The 18,581-nt window shown below is 46.3% G+C and carries 17 protein-coding genes; 10 read left to right on the plus strand and 7 right to left on the minus strand.

Going from position 1 to position 18,581, the window contains the following annotated elements; genetic code table 11:
* The first annotated feature begins 69 nt into the window (after positions 1-69).
* The 3 genes from ispF to AC4BAP_RS00115 all read left to right on the plus strand — a co-directional run bounded on the left by ispF (position 70) and on the right by AC4BAP_RS00115 (position 3,884).
* Complete coding sequence (ispF, locus tag AC4BAP_RS00105) at positions 70-555, plus strand: 2-C-methyl-D-erythritol 2,4-cyclodiphosphate synthase (RefSeq protein ID WP_490580571.1); 486 nt, start codon at positions 70-72, stop codon at positions 553-555.
* Positions 556-651: 96 nt separating this feature from the next.
* Positions 652-2,295, plus strand: a complete 1,644-nt coding sequence (locus AC4BAP_RS00110) for a M28 family peptidase (RefSeq protein ID WP_490580572.1) — start codon at positions 652-654, stop codon at positions 2,293-2,295.
* Positions 2,296-2,510: 215 nt separating this feature from the next.
* A complete protein-coding gene (locus AC4BAP_RS00115) occupies positions 2,511-3,884 on the plus strand; it encodes a LutB/LldF family L-lactate oxidation iron-sulfur protein (protein WP_490580573.1) in 1,374 nt (457 codons plus the stop codon).
* A 232-nt stretch (positions 3,885-4,116) separates the two neighbouring features.
* On the opposite strand, the gene AC4BAP_RS00120 is transcribed toward AC4BAP_RS00115, so the two are convergent.
* Positions 4,117-5,070: an asparagine synthetase A gene (locus AC4BAP_RS00120; RefSeq protein WP_490580574.1), complete on the minus strand. Its 954-nt coding sequence runs from the start codon at positions 5,068-5,070 to the stop codon at positions 4,117-4,119.
* Positions 5,071-5,233: 163 nt separating this feature from the next.
* Between AC4BAP_RS00120 and AC4BAP_RS00125 the strand changes: the two genes are divergently transcribed.
* A complete protein-coding gene (locus tag AC4BAP_RS00125) occupies positions 5,234-5,692 on the plus strand; it encodes an Lrp/AsnC ligand binding domain-containing protein (protein ID WP_490580575.1) in 459 nt (152 codons plus the stop codon).
* Between the two features lie 794 nt (positions 5,693-6,486).
* Here the strand turns inward: AC4BAP_RS00125 and AC4BAP_RS00130 are convergent.
* Positions 6,487-7,743 (minus strand): pyridoxal phosphate-dependent aminotransferase, encoded by a 1,257-nt coding sequence (locus tag AC4BAP_RS00130; RefSeq protein ID WP_490580576.1) that lies wholly within the window; start codon positions 7,741-7,743, stop codon positions 6,487-6,489.
* A 221-nt stretch (positions 7,744-7,964) separates the two neighbouring features.
* On the opposite strand from AC4BAP_RS00130, the gene AC4BAP_RS00135 reads away from it, so the two are divergent.
* Positions 7,965-9,380, plus strand: coding sequence for a thioredoxin-like domain-containing protein (locus AC4BAP_RS00135; RefSeq protein WP_490580577.1), 1,416 nt, complete (start codon positions 7,965-7,967; stop codon positions 9,378-9,380).
* 32 nt (positions 9,381-9,412) lie between these two features.
* Here the strand turns inward: AC4BAP_RS00135 and AC4BAP_RS00140 are convergent, their stop codons facing one another.
* Positions 9,413-9,976, minus strand: a complete 564-nt coding sequence (locus AC4BAP_RS00140; protein WP_490580578.1) for a DinB family protein — start codon at positions 9,974-9,976, stop codon at positions 9,413-9,415.
* A 178-nt stretch (positions 9,977-10,154) separates the two neighbouring features.
* Here AC4BAP_RS00140 and AC4BAP_RS00145 point away from each other — a divergent pair, with 178 nt between their 5' ends.
* Both AC4BAP_RS00145 and AC4BAP_RS00150 read left to right on the plus strand, forming a co-directional pair.
* The gene (locus AC4BAP_RS00145) at positions 10,155-10,829 is read left to right on the plus strand and encodes a hypothetical protein (protein WP_490580579.1); all 675 of its coding nucleotides are present in this window, start codon (positions 10,155-10,157) and stop codon (positions 10,827-10,829) included.
* Between the two features lie 154 nt (positions 10,830-10,983).
* Positions 10,984-11,661, plus strand: coding sequence for a hypothetical protein (locus tag AC4BAP_RS00150; RefSeq protein ID WP_490580580.1), 678 nt, complete (start codon positions 10,984-10,986; stop codon positions 11,659-11,661).
* A 6-nt stretch (positions 11,662-11,667) separates the two neighbouring features.
* On the opposite strand, the gene AC4BAP_RS00155 is transcribed toward AC4BAP_RS00150, so the two are convergent.
* The 4 genes from AC4BAP_RS00155 to AC4BAP_RS00170 all read right to left on the minus strand — a co-directional run bounded on the left by AC4BAP_RS00155 (position 11,668) and on the right by AC4BAP_RS00170 (position 14,763).
* Positions 11,668-12,222, minus strand: a complete 555-nt coding sequence (locus AC4BAP_RS00155; RefSeq protein WP_490580581.1) for a Crp/Fnr family transcriptional regulator — start codon at positions 12,220-12,222, stop codon at positions 11,668-11,670.
* A 15-nt stretch (positions 12,223-12,237) separates the two neighbouring features.
* The gene (locus tag AC4BAP_RS00160) at positions 12,238-13,227 is read right to left on the minus strand and encodes a DUF4062 domain-containing protein (protein WP_490580582.1); all 990 of its coding nucleotides are present in this window, start codon (positions 13,225-13,227) and stop codon (positions 12,238-12,240) included.
* A gap of 76 nt (positions 13,228-13,303) precedes the next feature.
* The gene (locus AC4BAP_RS00165) at positions 13,304-13,588 is read right to left on the minus strand and encodes an acylphosphatase (protein ID WP_490580583.1); all 285 of its coding nucleotides are present in this window, start codon (positions 13,586-13,588) and stop codon (positions 13,304-13,306) included.
* A 23-nt stretch (positions 13,589-13,611) separates the two neighbouring features.
* Positions 13,612-14,763 carry an App1 family protein phosphatidate phosphatase gene (locus tag AC4BAP_RS00170; RefSeq protein WP_490580584.1) on the minus strand — a complete coding sequence of 384 codons (1,152 nt, stop codon included), beginning with the start codon at positions 14,761-14,763 and terminating at the stop codon, positions 13,612-13,614.
* A gap of 178 nt (positions 14,764-14,941) precedes the next feature.
* Here AC4BAP_RS00170 and sdaAA point away from each other — a divergent pair, with 178 nt between their 5' ends.
* The 3 genes from sdaAA to AC4BAP_RS00185 all read left to right on the plus strand — a co-directional run bounded on the left by sdaAA (position 14,942) and on the right by AC4BAP_RS00185 (position 18,517).
* On the plus strand, positions 14,942-15,847 hold the full coding sequence (sdaAA, locus tag AC4BAP_RS00175) for an L-serine ammonia-lyase, iron-sulfur-dependent, subunit alpha (protein ID WP_490580585.1): 906 nt from the start codon (positions 14,942-14,944) through the stop codon (positions 15,845-15,847).
* Between the two features lie 601 nt (positions 15,848-16,448).
* Positions 16,449-17,180 (plus strand): hypothetical protein, encoded by a 732-nt coding sequence (locus AC4BAP_RS00180; protein WP_490580586.1) that lies wholly within the window; start codon positions 16,449-16,451, stop codon positions 17,178-17,180.
* 161 nt (positions 17,181-17,341) lie between these two features.
* Positions 17,342-18,517, plus strand: coding sequence for a DUF4407 domain-containing protein (locus tag AC4BAP_RS00185; RefSeq protein ID WP_490580587.1), 1,176 nt, complete (start codon positions 17,342-17,344; stop codon positions 18,515-18,517).
* Positions 18,518-18,581 lie beyond the last annotated feature (64 nt).

Consider the following 18,581-nt stretch of genomic DNA (forward strand, 5'->3'; position numbering starts at 1 on the left):
TGCGTAATCGTAATTTTCGGTTAGATTTACCTTTTATACCTGCAAGGTTTATACTTAAAGAACACAAAGATGAAACTGAAGATAAGAACCGGGTTTGGCTACGATGTGCACCAACTACAAGAGGGACTGGATTTCTGGCTGGGCGGCATCAAGATTCCGCACACCCACGGCGCCCTGGGCCATTCCGACGCCGATGTGCTGATACACGTGATCTGTGATGCCCTGTTGGGTGCGGCAAACATGCGCGACATCGGCTTCCACTTCTCTGATAAAGACCCAAAGTATAAAGGCATCGACAGCAAAATACTTTTAAAGGAAGTGATGGAGTTGCTTGCACGGGAAGGTTACGAAGTCGGCAACATCGACTCTACTATCTGTTTGCAGGAGCCTAAGGTTAACCCGCATATCCCGGCCATGAAAACTTGCCTGGCTGAGGTAATGGGCATTCCGGAGCAGGATATCTCCATAAAAGCCACTACCACCGAGCACCTGGGTTTTGTGGGCAAGAAAGAAGGAGTAGCCGCATTTGCAACCGTTCTTATCGCAAAGCAATAGCTTTTAGCCAATCTGAAAGTATAAATTAAACCAGCGGCTTGAACAAGAGTCTAAACACCACAAAAACTAAACTTTACTAACACCTTATCACAAACTATGAGACATAATGTCTATACAGCCCTGCTACTGGCCGCCATCGGCTTTGGCTGCACCAAGGGCCCTAGTGCCAGCAACCCTACCATGGATGCTGCCAAGCTGCGCGAAGCCGCACCAAAGTATGCACAGACCGTAACGGCTGCCGACCTTTCCAAACACCTGCACATTATTGCATCGGATGAGTATGAAGGACGCAACACCGGCGAAAAAGGCCAGAAAATGGCAGCCGAGTACATTGCCCGTGAGTTCAGGGAAGATGGCCTGATTGGCCCCGTGAAAAACAGCACCAACCCATACTACCAAACCTTTGACCTGGAAAAGAGCCAGTGGGGTGAAGGATACATGACCGTGGGCACTGAAAAGTACCTGATGGGGCAGGATTTCTTCGTGCTGGGCAGCAGCTCGCCGTTCCAGACGGAGCAGGCTGTAAATGTAGTGTTTGCAGGCTTTGGCATCGACAGCGACACTTACTCCGATTACACCAACCTTGATGTAAAAGACAAGGTAGTGGTCGTGTTGGCCGGCGAGCCTAAAAAAGCAGATGGCACCTATTTCATCAGCGGCACAACAAAAGCCTCTGACTGGGGCAACGACTATCGTACCAAGCGCAACGCAGCCACTAAACGCGGCGCTAAGGCGGTACTAATTGTTACTGGCACAACTGCCAGCGAATTTAACAGCCTTACCCAGCGTTACAAAACATTTGCTTCCCGTCCATCTCTGGGCCTTAAGAGCAACAATAACCAGCCAACAGCAGCCGCTGTGTTCATTTCGCCGGTGGCAGGAGCCGCTTTGCTGGGCACAACAACCGAGAAGCTGACAGGCTATGCAGACCAGGTTGCCAAGGCAGGGAAGCCGGTAGCAAGCACTTTCACAGCTGCAAAGGATATCAAGATACAGGCTTCACGCATCTCTGAGCCACTGCCTACAGAAAACGTTTTGGGCTTTATCGAGGGCTCAGACAAAAAGGATGAAGTTATTGTGGTGACGGCTCACTATGACCACGTAGGCGTAGACGAATCGAAGACAGGAGATAAGATCTATAACGGCGCCAACGACGATGGCTCTGGCACTGTAGCTGTTATTGAGTTGGCCGAGGCGTTTGCACAGGCTAAAAAAGACGGCTATGGCCCGCGCCGCAGCATCCTGTTCATGACGGTAACTGCGGAAGAAAAGGGCTTATTGGGCTCTGAGTACTATTCTGAGAACCCGATTTTCCCACTGGAGAATACGGTTGCCAACGTGAACATTGACATGATCGGCCGCATGGACACCGAGCACGAGAAGACTAACGACAGCAACTACATTTATGTAATTGGCGCTGATAAACTTTCTTCGGAGTTGCACCAGATTAACGAGGAGGCAAACCAGAAACACGTAAACCTGAAACTGGACTACAAGTACAACGACGAGAACGACCCGAACCGTTTTTACTATCGTTCAGATCACTACAACTTCGCCAAGCACGGTATTCCGATCATCTTCTACTTTAATGGCGTGCACAAAGATTATCACCAGCCATCCGACGAGGTAGACAAGATCCTGTTTGACAGCGCCGAGAAAGTGGCCCGCCTGGCTTTCCATGTAACCTGGGAGCTAGCCAACCGCGACAACCGCATTGTAGTAGACAGCAATAAGAAGTAAGACTTCTGATTTAGAGAGTTTGGGAGTTTAGGAGTTAGAGAAGAAAGGGTTAATAAGGGTAAGTGGCAAAGTATAATTGTTACGGATTCTTAAACTCTTTAACTTTCTAACCCTTAAACTCCCAAACTCTTTATACCTTTAAGGGTGTTTTTCTTTTAACAGAAACACTGTGTAGGTGTAGCCTTTGCACCAGAAAACCGTAGGGTACATACAGTATGAGTAAACTGAAACAGTTTCTGCTGGATGCAGAGACAAAAGCATTTGACCAGGGCCACCGCGCGACCATCAAGTTTAACATCGGCAAGTATAACGCCGCTGTGCAGCGTGGCCTTACCCAATACAGCGACCACGAACTAGCCCGCGAGCGCGGCTCCTTTATAAAAACAAACACCATCAATAACCTGGACAAGTACCTGATGGAGTTTGAGTCTAACTTTACTGCCCGTGGCGGCAAGGTGATCTGGGCACGCGATGCGCAGGAGGCCTTGAAGGAAATTGGCGAGATCATGAAGCGCAAACGCGCCCGCTCTGTGGTAAAGTCCAAGTCTATGATCACCGAGGAAATTCATTTAAATGAATACCTGGAGAAAAACGGTATCGAGACAGTGGAAACCGACCTGGGTGAATATATAGTGCAGCTGGCAGAGCAACGCCCTTACCATATCGTAACACCGGCCATGCACATGTCTAAAAAAGACATAGCTGAGCTGTTTGTGCGCAAACTGGGCATACCTCCTACCGATAATGCTGAGGAACTGGTGGGTGTGGCACGCAGGCTGCTGCGCGAAAAGTATACTTCTGCGGAGGTAGGCATAACAGGGGGCAACTTTCTGATTGCAGATATTGGCGGGGTGGCCGTAACAGAGAACGAAGGCAACGCAAGGCTTTCCACTACATTCCCAAAAACGCATATCGCCATAGTAGGTATAGAGAAAATGATTCCTTCGGTGATGGACCTTGATCTGTTCTGGCCACTGCTAAGTACCAGCGGTACAGGTCAGAACGTAACGATCTACAACACCATCATGACGGGGCCGCGCCAGCCAAAAGAGATGGATGGCCCGGAAGAAATGTACGTGATCCTGCTGGATAATGGCCGCACAGAACTTCTGGCATTACCAGAGAAGCGCGAGGCCCTGAACTGCATCCGGTGTGGCGCCTGCCTTAACATTTGCCCGGTATATAAAAACATTGGCGGCCATACTTACGAAAGCACCTACAGCGGACCAATAGGCTCTGTTATCACACCACATTACAGCGGCATGGCCGAGAACAAACATTTGAGCTTTGCCAGTTCTCTTTGTGGCGCCTGCACTTCCGTTTGCCCTGTTAAGATCAATATTCATAATCTGTTGCTGTTAAACCGCAAACAGAGCGTCGAAGAGGGCATGGCCGACAGTCAGGAAAGGACCGCCTTTAAGCTTTGGGTAAAGGCCATGAAGAGCCGCAAACTCATGGATATGGCACCTGCCAGCATCAAGAACTTTGCCCTGCGTTATGTACAAAAAGACACCTGGAGTAAAAGACGGGAGCCCCTGCAAGTGCCTAAGAAATCATTTAACCAGCTCTGGAAAGAGAGGCGGGGGTAGTTTGATTGTTGAATGGTTTAATTGTTGATTGTTGGTGTTTCTGGGGCAAGCTTTAAGGGTTAGCCATGAAGACGCAACGTATTGCGCTCCTACAAATCCTCGAATAACGAATAACCAACAACGAATAACGATAAACGGCCTGCATCTTAATTGGTGCAGGCCGTTTACGTTACCTTATAATTCGCAGGATTGTCTGCATTATCGCTATTGTCATCCATACTTCTTTTTTCATTTAAAATACTGCTTGAGTAAATGGTTTACGAGAGAAAACTGTTGCCTCATCCACATCCTTTAAGCGGCAGATAAAGCGAGTCATGCGTTCTACGCCAAAGCCGCCACCAGCAGTTTTAGGCAAACCGGTTTCCCTTGCCGCTTCCAGGTAAAACTCAAAGGCCTCTTTTTCTGTACCTGTTTCCTCCATGCGCTTCAGTATCTGCTTATACTCATGCTCACGCTCCGCTCCTGATAAGCCCTCTCCAAATCCTTCGGGCCAGATAACATCATAATTCAGATAAGTGCCTGGCTTGGCAGGGTCTTCTTTGTCGTAAAACTCTCGCTTGTGGTTTAGCAGCCAGAAAGGTGCGATAGCCTCTTCTGATTTGATCTTTTCGTAATCAGGCCCAAGTTCCTCTTCAAGTTTGTCGGTTCGGTATACCGGCCACTTCTCAAACACCGGCAGCAATTCCCCACGAAACTCGATCAGGATCTCCGGAATTTCCCTGTTCAGTTTATCAAATACAAAGTTTACGAGCTCCTCCATAAACTCCATCACAAAAAATCTGTCTTTGCCTTTAAACTCAAAGTCTACCTGCGTAAACTCAAACAAGTGGCGGCCAGTGTCAGCACGGTCAGCAAACTCCAGTCTAACGTTCGGCGACACAATATACAGGCTGTCCAGGGCAGGGCTTAGCAAGGCCAGTTGCTTATGAAAGATCATCGATTTGGTCAGGCTCCAGCGGCGGTCTGCATAACTAATGCTGGCATCCACCACTCCATGATTCAGCGGGTCCGTGATCGGAGAGAGCATGAGCGGCATCAGTTGCGTCAGGCCCTTTTTAAACATAAACTCATGCGTTGCCCGTATGATGCCTTGCTGTACTTTAAGCACTTTAGGCAGCTGGGGCCGGCTTAAGTGTTGCAACGTTGCCTCCAGCAGCGTTGGCTCAGTTAATACTTGTACTTCCATACTTTAATAATTTGTTAAAATTTTGAAGATTTATACTTAACAAATCTAAAAAATGATTCTATATTTTAACAAATTATTAATTATTATTTTTTATATTTGAAAATATTTTAACACATAGGCACTTTCATTGAAACTTTGCAAAAAACTAGAAGTATAGCGGCATATGAATTATGAAATTGACAATCTGGATAAGCAGATTCTGAACCTGCTGATGCATAATGTAACCCGGGCATATACAGATATTGCAAAGGAACTTGGGGTTTCTGGAGGCACTATTCATGTTCGCATGAAAAAGCTAACGGACATGGGCGTAGTGAAAGGCTCTCAGCTTATCATTAATCCTTCTGCCATCGGGTTTGATATCTGCGCTTTTATAGGGGTGTTTCTGGAGAAGGGCTCAGTTTACAAAGATGCAGTTAAGCAAATGCAGCAGGTACCGGAAATCGTGGAGTTGCATTATACTACCGGCTCCTACAGTATGTTCATCAAAATTATTTGCCGCGACACTAACCATCTGCGTGAGGTATTAAATGAGAAGATACAACCGGTAAAAGGTGTACAGCGCACCGAAACGTTTATCTCGCTGGAGGAAAGTATAAACAGGCAGATTTCTATTACCTGAGCAGGGACCGGTGATTAAGGGGATTCGATAGATTGAAAGGATTTTTCTTCAGTACCAGATCCAACTCTTCATAGAAACCAGGGAGGTGGGTTATGTGAATGATTACCTACGTCCATTCAAAGGGTAGGGCCGTCGTTTTAATCAAAGTATAAGTTTCATGGCTACGGTCATTCCTCGGACTAGTCGCGACCCAATACCGTCAATTTAAGAGTTTTGTAATGCTGATTCGGACATCCTTGTCCGAATCTTTTTCTGCTGCGGACTTCCTTGTCCGCGCATTACAGTAACACGGGGATTAGGAAATCCCCGTCAGAAAGCTTCCGGACTGAGAAGTCCGTAAGAGCTATTTCCTAAAGCTGACAGCATTGTGTAGCGGCCTGTCCCTACGAACATGTAAACACACCCTTAAGAGCTCCGCTCGCTAGCTCAAAACGGTCGTTTTGGCTAGTTTGCAAGAGGGGGATTCCTGCGTGGGTTTTAGATCACAGATGTAAACATCCCTCTACGCCCCCTTCAAAAGGGGACTTTTCTGCTATTACTGCTTTAAACTTTCTCTCTAGTAGTGACAGTCGTTGGCTAAGAGGTACCGGTTTCAGCCTTTGGGGGGGGAAGGGGCTTATAGTTTACCCCAAATTTTTAAGGGCCTTGCACGCACCAAAGCAAACTTTAAAACGCTAGGTTGATAAAACTGAGGGCGAACAGCAGCCCGACAAAAGAACTTTAGTATAAATAAAAAAGCAGTACATACCATCAGGTATATACTGCTTTAAATTAGCCTCTCAGAAAGTATAGATCTACTTCAACCTCTCCAAAGCTGTTCTTAATCTCCCCAATGAATCTTTTATTTCCTCCAGAGAAGCGCCGCCAACCGATAGTCTGAACCAGTTAAGATCGTGACTGGAACCGAAGGCGGAGAAGGGCACAACCGCCAGCTTGGCCTCGTGCAGCACGTAAAAGGTAACGTCCTGGCTTGTTTGCAGCGTTTTACCTTCAGGAGTAATTCTACCCGACAGGTCTATTTTCACAGAAAGGTAAATGGCACCCATTGGCTCAATAGCATCCACAGGATAGCCATCATTTTTCAGATCCTGAAACGCCCTGTACAGTGCCTCCAGGCTGGCCTGGATCTTTGGTTTGAACTCGCTCATAAAGCCATCCACTTCCTGTGGCTGTTGCAGGAAACCGGCCATGGCCATTTGTTCTGCCTTGGGAGCCCAGGCGCCAACATGCCCAAGTATAGATTTCATTTTATCCATCACTATTGCAGGTCCGAAAGCATACCCAACCCGCACACCGGTGGCGGCAAAGCACTTGGAAGTACCGTCGATGTAAATCACATACTCCCTGATCTCGGGGCGCAGACTTACCGGGTCGTAGTGTTCGGCGTTGCCAAAGGTTAGCATCCAGTAGATCTGGTCGTAGAGGATGTATAATGGCTTTTCGCCTTCTGCCCTGCTACGGTTTTCTTCCAACACCAGGTCACAGATCTCTTCCAGGTCTTTTTTAGAGAACATGGTGCCTGTTGGATTAAGCGGTGAGCAAAGCGCCAGCATAGTAGCCCCTTTCAGATGTGGCTTTACATCCCCGGCAGTTGGCATAAACTTATGCTCCGGTCTGGTTTTTACCTCCACTGGCGTAGCCCCCGACAAATGGCAATAATGGTTATTGTTCCAGGATGGAGTTGGGTACACTACCTTATCACCAGGATCGATCAGGGCCATGTAGGTGGCATAGATCAGGGGGCGTGAACCGCCTGCCACTAATATGTCATTCTCAGGGTACTCAAGCCCAAGTCTTTCTTTTGTAAACTGCACCACAGCCTTCCGAAGCACGGCCACGCCATTGGCAGGCGGGTAGTTTGTATGGCCCTGTTCATAAGCCTTGCTTATACCTTTTTGCAACGCAGTTGGTATAGGGTAGATACTCGGATTAAAGTCGCCGATGGTTAGGTTACAGATTGGCTCGCCTTTCGCGATCATTGCGTTTACCTCTCCGGCCACACGAATTATTTCGGAGCCGATCAGGTTCTGCGCCATTTTAGAGACTGTCATGAGGAGGAAGCATTTATGTGTCCTACAAGTTAAAAATTTACAACAAACTATATAAACGTTCTGTTGTAAAATCCAGCCATAAACATTTTATACTTTTGCTTGCGGTTACAGCCAACTATAGAACAGTAGTATACTTTAAAAGGCTTTGCAAAAAGCAACAACATTTACTTGTTTAAAACTGTACCCATTAAAAGCAACGCTTCTCCTTACCATACTTTATCATGCTTACAGGCCGCGTAAATGCACCAGAAATCAACACCGAATTCGGTTGGCTTAACACCGATCGGGAATGGTCTATCAAAGACTTTAAGGATAAGATTGTGTTGCTGGACTTCTGGACGTTTGGCTGCATCAACTGCCAGCACATCGTACCGGACCTGAAGAAGCTGGAGGAAGAATACGCAGACATATTGGTGGTGATCGGGGTACACTCGGCTAAGTTTGATGCCGAAAAAAGCAACAGCACCATAGAGCAGGCCATCCGGAAGTTTGGTATTGAGCACCCTGTGGTAAACGATGCCGACTATAAGATATGGAACTACTATGGCGTGCGTGCCTGGCCCACAATAGTATTGATAGACCCCAACGGGAAAGTGATAGGGCAGCATGCCGGTGAGGGAGTGTACGACACCGTGCGTCCTTACATTCAGAAACTGAAGGAGGAGTTTAAAGACCAGTTGAACCGTGAGCCTTTCCAGTTCAGGGCACCGGCTACGAAGGCAGCAGGTTTATACTTCCCATCTAAACTTGTGTTTGATGAAGCGCAAAACATATACCTCTCGGATAGCGGTAATAACCGGATTCTGAAGCTGGACCAGCAAGGTCAGGTACTGGAAGTGGTTGGCAGCGGTGAACAGGGCTTTAACAACGGTGGCTATGCGGATGCTACTTTTTACGAGCCGCATGGCATGGCGCTACATGGCGATACCTTATACATTGCCGACGCCAAGAACAACGCCATCCGGAAAGTAGACTTGAAACACAAAATGGTGAGCACCGCAGCAGGCACGGGGCAACTTGAGTATTACTTTCTGGATGATAAACTTAACGAGCCTGTTAACCCTAATAGTCCCTGGGACCTGCTGATCTATGGCGACAGCATGTTTGTAGCCAGCGCTGGCAACCACCAGATCTTGCGCATGGACCTGAAGACCGGGAAAGTATACCGCTTTGCCGGAACCGGACGCGAGGCCCTGACTGACGGACCATTGCGCGAAGCCGCCTTTAACCAGCCCAGCGGACTTGCCCTTAACAAGCATGTACTCTTTGTGGCTGACGCCGAGGCCAGCGCCATCAGAAGTATAAACCTTAAAACAGGCATGGTATTGACACCACTTGGCAGAGGCCTTTTCGATTTCGGGGATGCCGAAGGACATGTGGACGATGCACTGCTACAGCACTGCGTTGGTTTGGAGGTAATAGACCAGGACATCTACATTGCCGACACCTATAATGGCAAGATAAAAGTACTGGATGTTTCCAGAAACAGAGTGTATACCCTCAGCAGCGGCTTTAGCGAACCAAACGATCTTATCTTTTTAAACGGCAAGCTTTGGGTTACCAGCACCAATAGCCACCAGTTATATAAAGTAGACCTTAATACCGGCGAAAAGCAGGAAGTGGTGGTAACATTCTAGTGGCTAGCAAACCACCAGTTCCAGCTTTATACTTACGCCGCCATATGGCTTTCCTGCTGCTTTTTTACGCTTAGCGCCTGCTGTACATGCCGGTCCTGGTGCGTTACAACAAACTCAAGCGTTTCCCCGATGCGCAGCTTCAGTAGCTTGAAAAACTCAACAGGTACGGCTTTTTTGTTCAGGTTTGTGCCTTTGGCATTTTGCAGCAAAGTTTGCAGCTTTTCCTGGTGCTTCAGGAACTCCTCTATGGTACCGCAACCCAGCTTACTGTTGTTAGGGTTCATGTGCTTCACGGTCTTGTGCTTTTTGTTGTTCTGAGGCCGCACCATTTCTAGTGATTTTTTACCTAACCAGCTATAGCTTATACTTTGCAGAAAAGCGCCGTCGGCGTTCTTGGCAATGGCCTTAGCTAGCACTGGGTTGTAGTAGCGGCTGTAAAGGTTCAGGTGCTCCAGGCATTCCAGTATGCTCCAGCTCTCCGTGCCAGGCTTAAAATTCAGGGCATCCAGGTCCATTCTGGCAAACTCGGTGGCCACCGTTTGGGTAATTGTTTTGTTGATTTGAGAGAGTTGCTCCAGCTTGTTCATGTGTTTCATAGTTTTATTTTGTACATCACAAAGGTAACCTGCACCTTACTGCCAATCCTTGATTCAAATCAATATTTAAATTCTTGTCATAACATCGGATCAATCTGTTAAAAATATTTTTTTTGCTTACATAAATCATATTCAAAAAAAGGTATAAATTGTTCGGTATTTATACCCTTAATCTCAAATGAAGACATTATTTAAAACACTTTTATTGTCTGCTGTTTTCACAATAGCAGCTGTGGCAGGCGCATCAGCGCAGTATGTAGCACTTGTAGACCACATGGGTGTGGCGGTTCGTGCAAAAGCGTACACAGATGTTAACGGCTCTCCTTATCTTTTTGAAGACTGGGTTAAAGGAAGCGTAACCATGACGAAGGGCTCACACTTTGATGGCATGGACCTGATGTACGATCTTGTAACTGACGAGCTTATTTTCAAGAGTGAGAAAGGTGAGTCAAAAAATTTTGCTGATCAGGTAAGAGAATTTTCCCTTAAAGATGAAAAAGGCATTGCGCACGTGTTCCGTAATGGTTTTTCTCCTATTGATGATGCTAAACCCATTACATTCTATGAAGTGCTGGTAGATGAGAAAACAGCGCTTCTGAAAAGAACGGTAAGAATAATTCATGAAGAAGTGGGGTATAGCTCAGCTACTCAAGTGAAGAGCTTCCAGACTAAAACCAGTTTTTACCTGGCCAAAGACAGCAAGCTTACCAAGATCAAAAACGACAAGAAATCTGTGCTGGCCGCACTACCAGAGAAAAGCACCCAGCTGGAGGCATACATCAAAGCCCAGAAACTGGACCTGAAAAATGACAGTCACCTGGTTAAGCTTATCGCATACTATAACACACTGTAAGTTATACCGGGTTTAACAATACCACAGCCGGCAGATTGTTTATGACAACTTGCCGGCTGTTTTTTTTAAACACCTGACTATAAAGTGTTAACACACACATCACTATACTTACAAATAATTCGTAAAACGAAAACAAACCCCTAAGCCAAAAAAGATGAGAAAGGTAATTTATACTTTTATACTTTCGGTAGCCTTGGTTTATACTTTTGATGCTACTGCACAGTTTGCCATAGTAGACCAGATGGGGCAGCCTTTTCTCACTAAGAACTACACCGACGTGCAGGGTTCTGCTTACCTCTACGACAAATGGATGAAGGGCAGCATGACGACAACCAGTGGCGTTACCTTTGATGGCGTGGAATTGATGTATGACCAGGTGGCCGACGAACTTGTATTTAAAGGCGAGAAAGGCGAAGCGAAAACCTCTACGCAGCCACTCGTAGAGTTCACGATAAAGGCTAACCAGAAAGAGTTGCTTTTGCAGGAACGTGTTTTCCGGAGAGGCTTTGTACCTGTTGACGGAGCAAACCCGAATACTTTTTACGAGGTGCTGGCCGATGGAGAGACACAATTGCTAAAACGGGTCTCTAAAAGGATTTTTGAAGAATTGCCCTATGGCTCTGCCACTAAAACCAAAGCTTTTAAAACTGATGTATACTACTACATTGCCCGCAACGAAAAGCTGACGAAGATCAGAAACGACAAGAAATCTGTGCTACAGGCGCTGCACAACAAAGAAGCCGAAATAGCCGCTTACATCAAGGCAAACAAGCCTGACCTGAAAAACGACGCGCACCTTGCCGAGCTGGTATTGTATTACAACACGCTGTAGTGTAGGTTATACTTTAAGCCGGCTTAGGGTTTCCGGGGTCATGCGCAGGTAAGAGGCAATATACTTTTTAGGGATGTGCTGAAACAGGTGCGGGCTGCGCTGCATAACACGCTGCAGGCGCTGCTCAGGCTCCGGTAGCAACAGGTCTACTTCCCGCTCTATTTTACCCACCAGTGCTTTCTCTAGCTGCTCGTACCAGAACCGCTTTATATTGGGGCGCTGCTCCATCAACTGTACAAAATCATACTTACTAATGCCTGTCAGTTCGCTTTTTTTAAGTGCCTGTATGTAATAAGCCGAGGGCTTGCCATCTACAAACGATGGAAAAGAGACCAACAACGTGCCGGGGTAGCCAAATCCTACACAAATCTCTTCGTCGGGGAGGGGGTAATAAATGCGCAGCGCACCAGCTGTTACAAAGTATAAACCCTGCTCTACCTGCCCCTGCTGTATCAGAAAATCATATCGGTTTAGCTGTACCTGCTTTTTCCAAAGCGGCAAAAAAGCCTCAATGTCTTCCGGGGTAAAGTATGGCACTTGCTGTAGTAAGGTGCGGAGCATGGGGTATAAATAGAGCTAATTGCTTGTTTCTATCCACTCTAGATTTGGGAGTTCTAATATTTTTCTTGCGTCATTTAAACCATTTACTAGAGAATAGCTATTCTTAAAATTAGAAAGCAATTCATGAAATTTATAATCATCATCAACAGCAACATATTTTGCAACAAAATCTTCAATACTCTTAGCTTTTTCAATAAGAGTTCTAATAACCTCCGGACTTTGATTTCTGCTTTTAATAAAGAAATCTGGTACAGTGGCATTCTCAAAAGCTTTAAGTTTTCTTGCCTCTCTAGCTTCTCTTAGTCTTTGCTCCTCATCTTCGATAATCGTAGAAGCGTCTTCCATTGACACTTTAGTTACCACTTCTTCTAAGTATCTTTTAAGAGTGGTATTGATGTTAGCAAGTTCACTTACTTGTTCAGTTAATGACTTAATCTGTAACATCTCACTTCTAGCCGAAATCATTTCTTTGAACAGTCCTGCCCATTGTTCCCTTAGCCAAAGCTCAATCTCACTATGTTTCTCAAATGCGAATACTGGATTGTTTCTAGGCTGAGCAAGTATGCGTTCTATCATATAAAAGATGTTGATTGAATCAACATGAGCATACTTTATAGTATCATTATCTCTATTATTTTTATATGTATCATATTCTGCAAAAACTGACTTCTCAACTACTATATAAGTCGGAATATCTTTTTGTATTGCAGTTTCATACTCCATCTTTGTGATGCTCTCATACCGATAAAAGAAATCAGTTGGTATTTTCTTATTCGCCGACGAAGGATTACCATATCTACCGCCAATAATTAATACAAAAATATCACATAGGGTTACTTCCTTGTAGCATGATTCATCTAGTGGGATGTCAGGGTTATAAGCAATAACGCCCTTCTCAGATAAAACAGGTTCATACCCAAGTCTTTCTATAAAAATTTCAATAGAAGACCTAATATGTTTTAGATCGTAATATGTGGAACTGATAAATATCCTAGGTTTAGCCATCTTAGAATTTTAGTAAAACCTATACAATATAATATTTTATCAATAAAATGAACACGTATTCAAATAAACTTCATTCTCACCTCCTCTGCTCAAAACCTTTAAAGCCTTTCAACTCATTCAGGGTTTTAATATCCACCCGATCAACCCTTGCCGCTTTAGGGCCCTCGTGTACCCATTGCTCCAGTTTTCGCAGTGTTTCCGCATCGCCTTCGGCTTCTAAGTATACTGTTCCGTCAGCCTCATTCTGAACAAAGCCGTTCAGCCCGAGTTCTTTTGCTTTTTCTTCGGTACTGGCCCTGAAAAACACACCCTGCACCTTGCCATGCACACGTATTGCCACATGCTTCTTATCTTTTGCCATAGTATATGTATAGTATAAGGAGGTTAACTTTCATCCTGCTTTTCATCTTCGTCGCGGGTACGTTTAACGTCTTCCAGTCGGTTCTCGTTGATCCAACCCATTTTGGCGGCGTGCTTGGCAGCGGCATAAGTTTCTTCAGCCAGTAACATTTCAGTACCCTGCTCTTTTACTTTGCGGGCTATCTCTTTAACTTCCTTGTCACGCTTGTCCGGGGTTACATCCCGTATGTAGATGCCAAGTATGCGGCCCGGATACTCTTCAACGATCTTCTGGTATGTTTCTGGGTCGCGCTGGCCGCTGTCGCCGATGCAGATAAACTTAAGGTCAGGGTATGTGTCCAGGATATGGCGGATCTTTTCGCGTTTATACTCTTCCTCGCTGGTTTCATACTTACCCCGGTCCCAGGTGGTGCCCCGGTCGCGGAGCAGCAAAGGGCCCTCCGGTATTTTGTGGTACTTCAGAAAGCTTACAAGCAGATCGTACAGGTTCCACTCGCTTCCGGACACAAAAAAGACAGGGTTGTGGCCTTTGCCATCTTTCCCTTTCTGCAGTGCCCTTAGGAAACCAGCTATACCCGGAAAAGGACTCCGCTCTGTGGCATTCTTTTTCAGCATTAAGCGCATTCTGCCAATAAAATCATTCACATGTGATACCAACACCGTATCGTCCATATCAGAGATCACACCGAATTCTGCATTCTCGCCGGGCACAAACAAATAGCCTTCAGCATCCATTTCATCATTATCGGTGTACTGGTCCTGCAACTGCAGTTTTATACTGCGGCCATGCTTCTCAAAGTCTATCTTTCCATCGGCATGAATCTCCACCTGAAAGTATCCTTCTTCATCCGTTTCAATGTCTATTTCCTTATCCCCGAACCAGGCTTTAAGTTTTGCACCCGGTATCTCGTCAGACTCCATGCGTTTCCACATGTTTAGCCACTGCTCGGGCATGGTATCTACTTCTTTAGGTTTTTTGATTTTCTCACGCTCCAGCACCCGCCCTTTTAGGTATATATAGTTCTCGCTGGCAAACCCATAGTAAGGCATGATCTTGACAGGCTCCAGCACGTTCAGTTTTCTTTTCGCTGCAAACTTCACCTGCGATACGTTGCTCTCAAGCTCGTCAAGTATACTTAGCAGCTTTTGCTTCAGGTCGTCGGATAATTTGGCCATAAGACATTATTTTGATTGAACGCACTATAAATTAAGCAGTTAATTTTACCCCGGTGTACATTAAACAGAACGTTTGCCGCTACCTAATTTGTTATCTTGTAGTTGTATACAGAATTTGTGGCTATATTGGTCGCCCCTTTGCCAGGGGCACCGGATCTGATTATTAGGAGAATTTACAATGTCGTTATTATTCAATGATTTTAAGAGCTGGGAAAAGCATTGCGCCGAAACCGGAGAGCCGCTTTACCAGCCTGTACTGGAATATGAAATAGAGCAGAAGGGCCGCACAGAAGAGTTTATCTGGGAAAACATAGCCAAGGCTTTTGAGGTGATGAAGGATGCCGTGCAAACCGGCCTTACCGAGAACATGACCTCCCGGTCTGGCATGGTGAACAACAGCGCTAAAAAAGTTGCCAAATCGCCGGTAACTGTGTTGTCGCCGGAGTTCCAGATGCTGGTGTCGCGTGCCCTGGGTGCCAAGGAGGTAAACTCGTGCATGGGCCGTGTGGTAGCAGCGCCTACGGCTGGCGCTTCCGGTATACTGCCGGGTACACTTACCACTTTGCAGGAGCTGCATGGTTTAGAAGACAGAAAGATACATGAGGGCCTGCTGGTTGCCGCCGGCATTGCCCTGATCATTGAGCAGAATGCGTCGCTGGCAGGTGCCGTGGGTGGCTGCCAGGCCGAAACAGGAAGCGCCGCCGCCATGGCTGCAGGCGCTATCGTTTATTGCCTTGGCGGCGATGTGCAGCAGGTGTTTAACGCGGTTGCCATTACAATTCAGTGCATGCTTGGCCTGGTATGCGACCCTGTGGCCGGGCTGGTAGAGGTGCCTTGCATTGTGCGTAATGCCAGTGCGGCAGCTATCGCCTACTCATCTTCACAACTGGCTATTGCCGGCGTAGACCCTGTAATACCTGTAGACCAATGCGTGGCTGCCCTGGGCGAGGTAGGCGAAAGTATGGAACGCAAGTATAAAGAAACTGCCGAAGGAGGCCTTGCCAACACACCAAAAGCCCGCGAAATCGAAAGCTTTGTGCTGGTGCAGGACGTGGAGATCCTTCCAGATGAAGACAATGAGTAGTTAGAGAGTCTCGGAGTTAAAGATTTTAAGAGTTAGAGAGGTGGAAGGCTGCATAGGCTTTTCACCTTTTTTGTTTAACTGCTATCTACAAGAGGGGGCTTTTTTGCTTCTACATTTCTGGCGCGAATCTCCAGATTCGTGACTTACGAATAAGGTTGAGTCTTCCCGAGTCTGCGCTCGGGACAGGCCTCATCAACTGGCCCGGAGGGTCAAAAATAAGTTTGAGAGTATGACTGCTTATGTTCTTAGTATTAAACAACGGCCCTGTACCTTTAAGGACCTAAACACACCCCTGTAAACTCCGCTCACTAGCTCAAAACCCTCGTTCTCGATTGTCCAAGGTGGGGAGTTATCGGTATACGATTACACACCCCTGCACCCCTCTCAAGAGGGGAATCTCCTCTATTACAAATTTGTGCTTGCTAACCAGTTGTGACATCCTGTAGCTAAGAAGTGTCCAACCCTAAAGTGTAACTAATGGCCGTTTAGAAGAAGCAAGAAAGCTTTAGGGAAAATTTCAATAACTTCTGGCATTATATATGCTAAGCCTATACTTGCAATTATTAAATTGCATAACTAACTACAAACCAACCCAAAAACTATGAAAAAGTACCTATCATTTGCAGTGGTAGCACTGATGCTGTCACTCTCTGCCTGCTCTGTTCCTCACATGGCCCTTGAGTCAAACTTTAAGTCTCAGGCGCAGGAAATGCCTGTTGAGGGCCGCAAAACATTTAAGCCAAATGGCAACTTTAAGATCGGGGATTATACTGTAGCCAACGTGCACCGTGGCTGGCGCAATATGGGAGGCTTTTCCATACTCAGCTACAACAACGTAAAGGCCCGCCAGCAACACCAGTTCAGCCTTCAGAACGAGCAGGGACATGAATGGTATGTTTTCGGAGCCAGTAAGCTTCAGGAAAAATCCCTTAAATCAACTACTGGCCTTACCATACGCATAGCACCCAATATGGAGTATTATGCCAGCCAGTTTACTTCTCCGGAAAGCGGGCAGTGGCATTTACTAACCGTAGATCCGGGTGACTATATACGGCGCAAAAAGTTTGAAGGGGAGCTTTCAAACGGTAAAACAACGTTTACTATAGCACCAGTATACAAGTTTGAGGGCAAAGGCCTGCCTATGTCGGATATTGTTGGCTATGAGTTTAAAAAAGGAGATGAAACCATGGCGGCTGTGCAGGTTGTGAACAATGGGAAAGTATGGATGAAACCCGAGGCTGATGCCGATACGCGTATGGTTTTAGCCAGTGCCATGGCATCTTTGCTGTTGTATGAAAAATTGAATGAGTCCACTGAAAACTTTGAACTTTAACATCTGCCGCTTCTGTTGCAAATTTAACTTCAGTTTCATCACTTTTAAAGCACTATTCATCACATTTTAGTTTTTAAAAGTATAAAAACCAATAAGTTGCGCGTTAATAATTTACCCGGCATTACTTGCGCCGGTTTTACTCTGTACAGATAGCTTTTTACATGAAAAGATTATTTTGGTGGTGCGCCGGTGCCGATGACACGATACTTGAGAAATGCTCTAAGTCGGAGCACGTAAAGTATGCGGGTATTGGTGCCACTGTGTTCTTCACAGGATTGCTGGCCGGTATCTCCGGTGCATATGCCCTCCACACTGTTTTCGACACTATCGGGCTGGCCATTGTTTTTGGTTTGCTTTGGGGCGCCGTAATTTTTAACCTCGACCGTTTTATTGTTTCCACGCTGCGCAAAGAGGGCAAGTTCTGGAAAGAGCTGCTGCAGGTAACACCGCGTATCTTGCTGGCACTGGTACTGGCCGTGGTTATTTCGAAGCCCCTGGAACTAAAGATTTTTGACAAAGAGATTCAGGCCATACTTAAAGAGAAACAGGCTGAGCTTGCCATACAGCACAAAGCGCTTGTTGGCAAGCAGTTTGCCGAAGTCGACTCTATTAAGTCTGAGATCGCAGGCATCCGGCAGGAAATAGATGCCAAAGTGCAGGAGCGTAATAAACTGTACGAACTAGTTGCCGCTGAGGCCGATGGTACCGGTGGTACTGGCAAAGTGGGCAAGGGTCCCATTTATGAAGAGAAGAAACAACAGTACGACAAGGTTGACGAGGAACTGAAACTGCTGCAGGCAAGCGCCGCCGACAGGATTTTGGTTAAAGAAAAGCGTATTGCCGAGCTGATGTCTAAGTATGACGAAACAGTAGCCGAAGGCCAGGAGAGTTTTTCAAACTACGATGGACTGATGGCACGGATCAATGCCCTGGACGAACTGCCATGGCTTCCGGTGTTCTTTATAACTCTTTTGTTTATTTGCCTCGAAACAGCCCCGATTTTCACGAAGCTTATTTCCAGCAAAGGCCCTTATGATGATATTCTGAAAGGTGTAGAGCATGAACGCACCACCCAGGAAATGCAGCGCGTTTCTGAGCGCCAAAAGCAGTACGACACACGCCAGGCTGTTGCCGAAGCCAAATTCTTTGCCCGTACAGAGTATGAAATAGAGGCTAAACGTGAGGAAGAACGCATTAAGTCCGATGCGCACCTGGAGGTTGTACGTGAGTCTGCCGCTGTTTGGAAAGAACGAAAGTTAAACGACATAAGCCGCAGCCCTAATACCGCAGCCGATATCCTAAACGACGGTGAGGAGAATGGGTATTATAAGTGGTAATTGATTTTAAAGTATAAAAAATCGCCTGAGTCAGTTGCTGGCTCAGGCGATTTTTGTTTATAAC

This window comes from Pontibacter sp. GD7, from assembly GCF_058216375.1.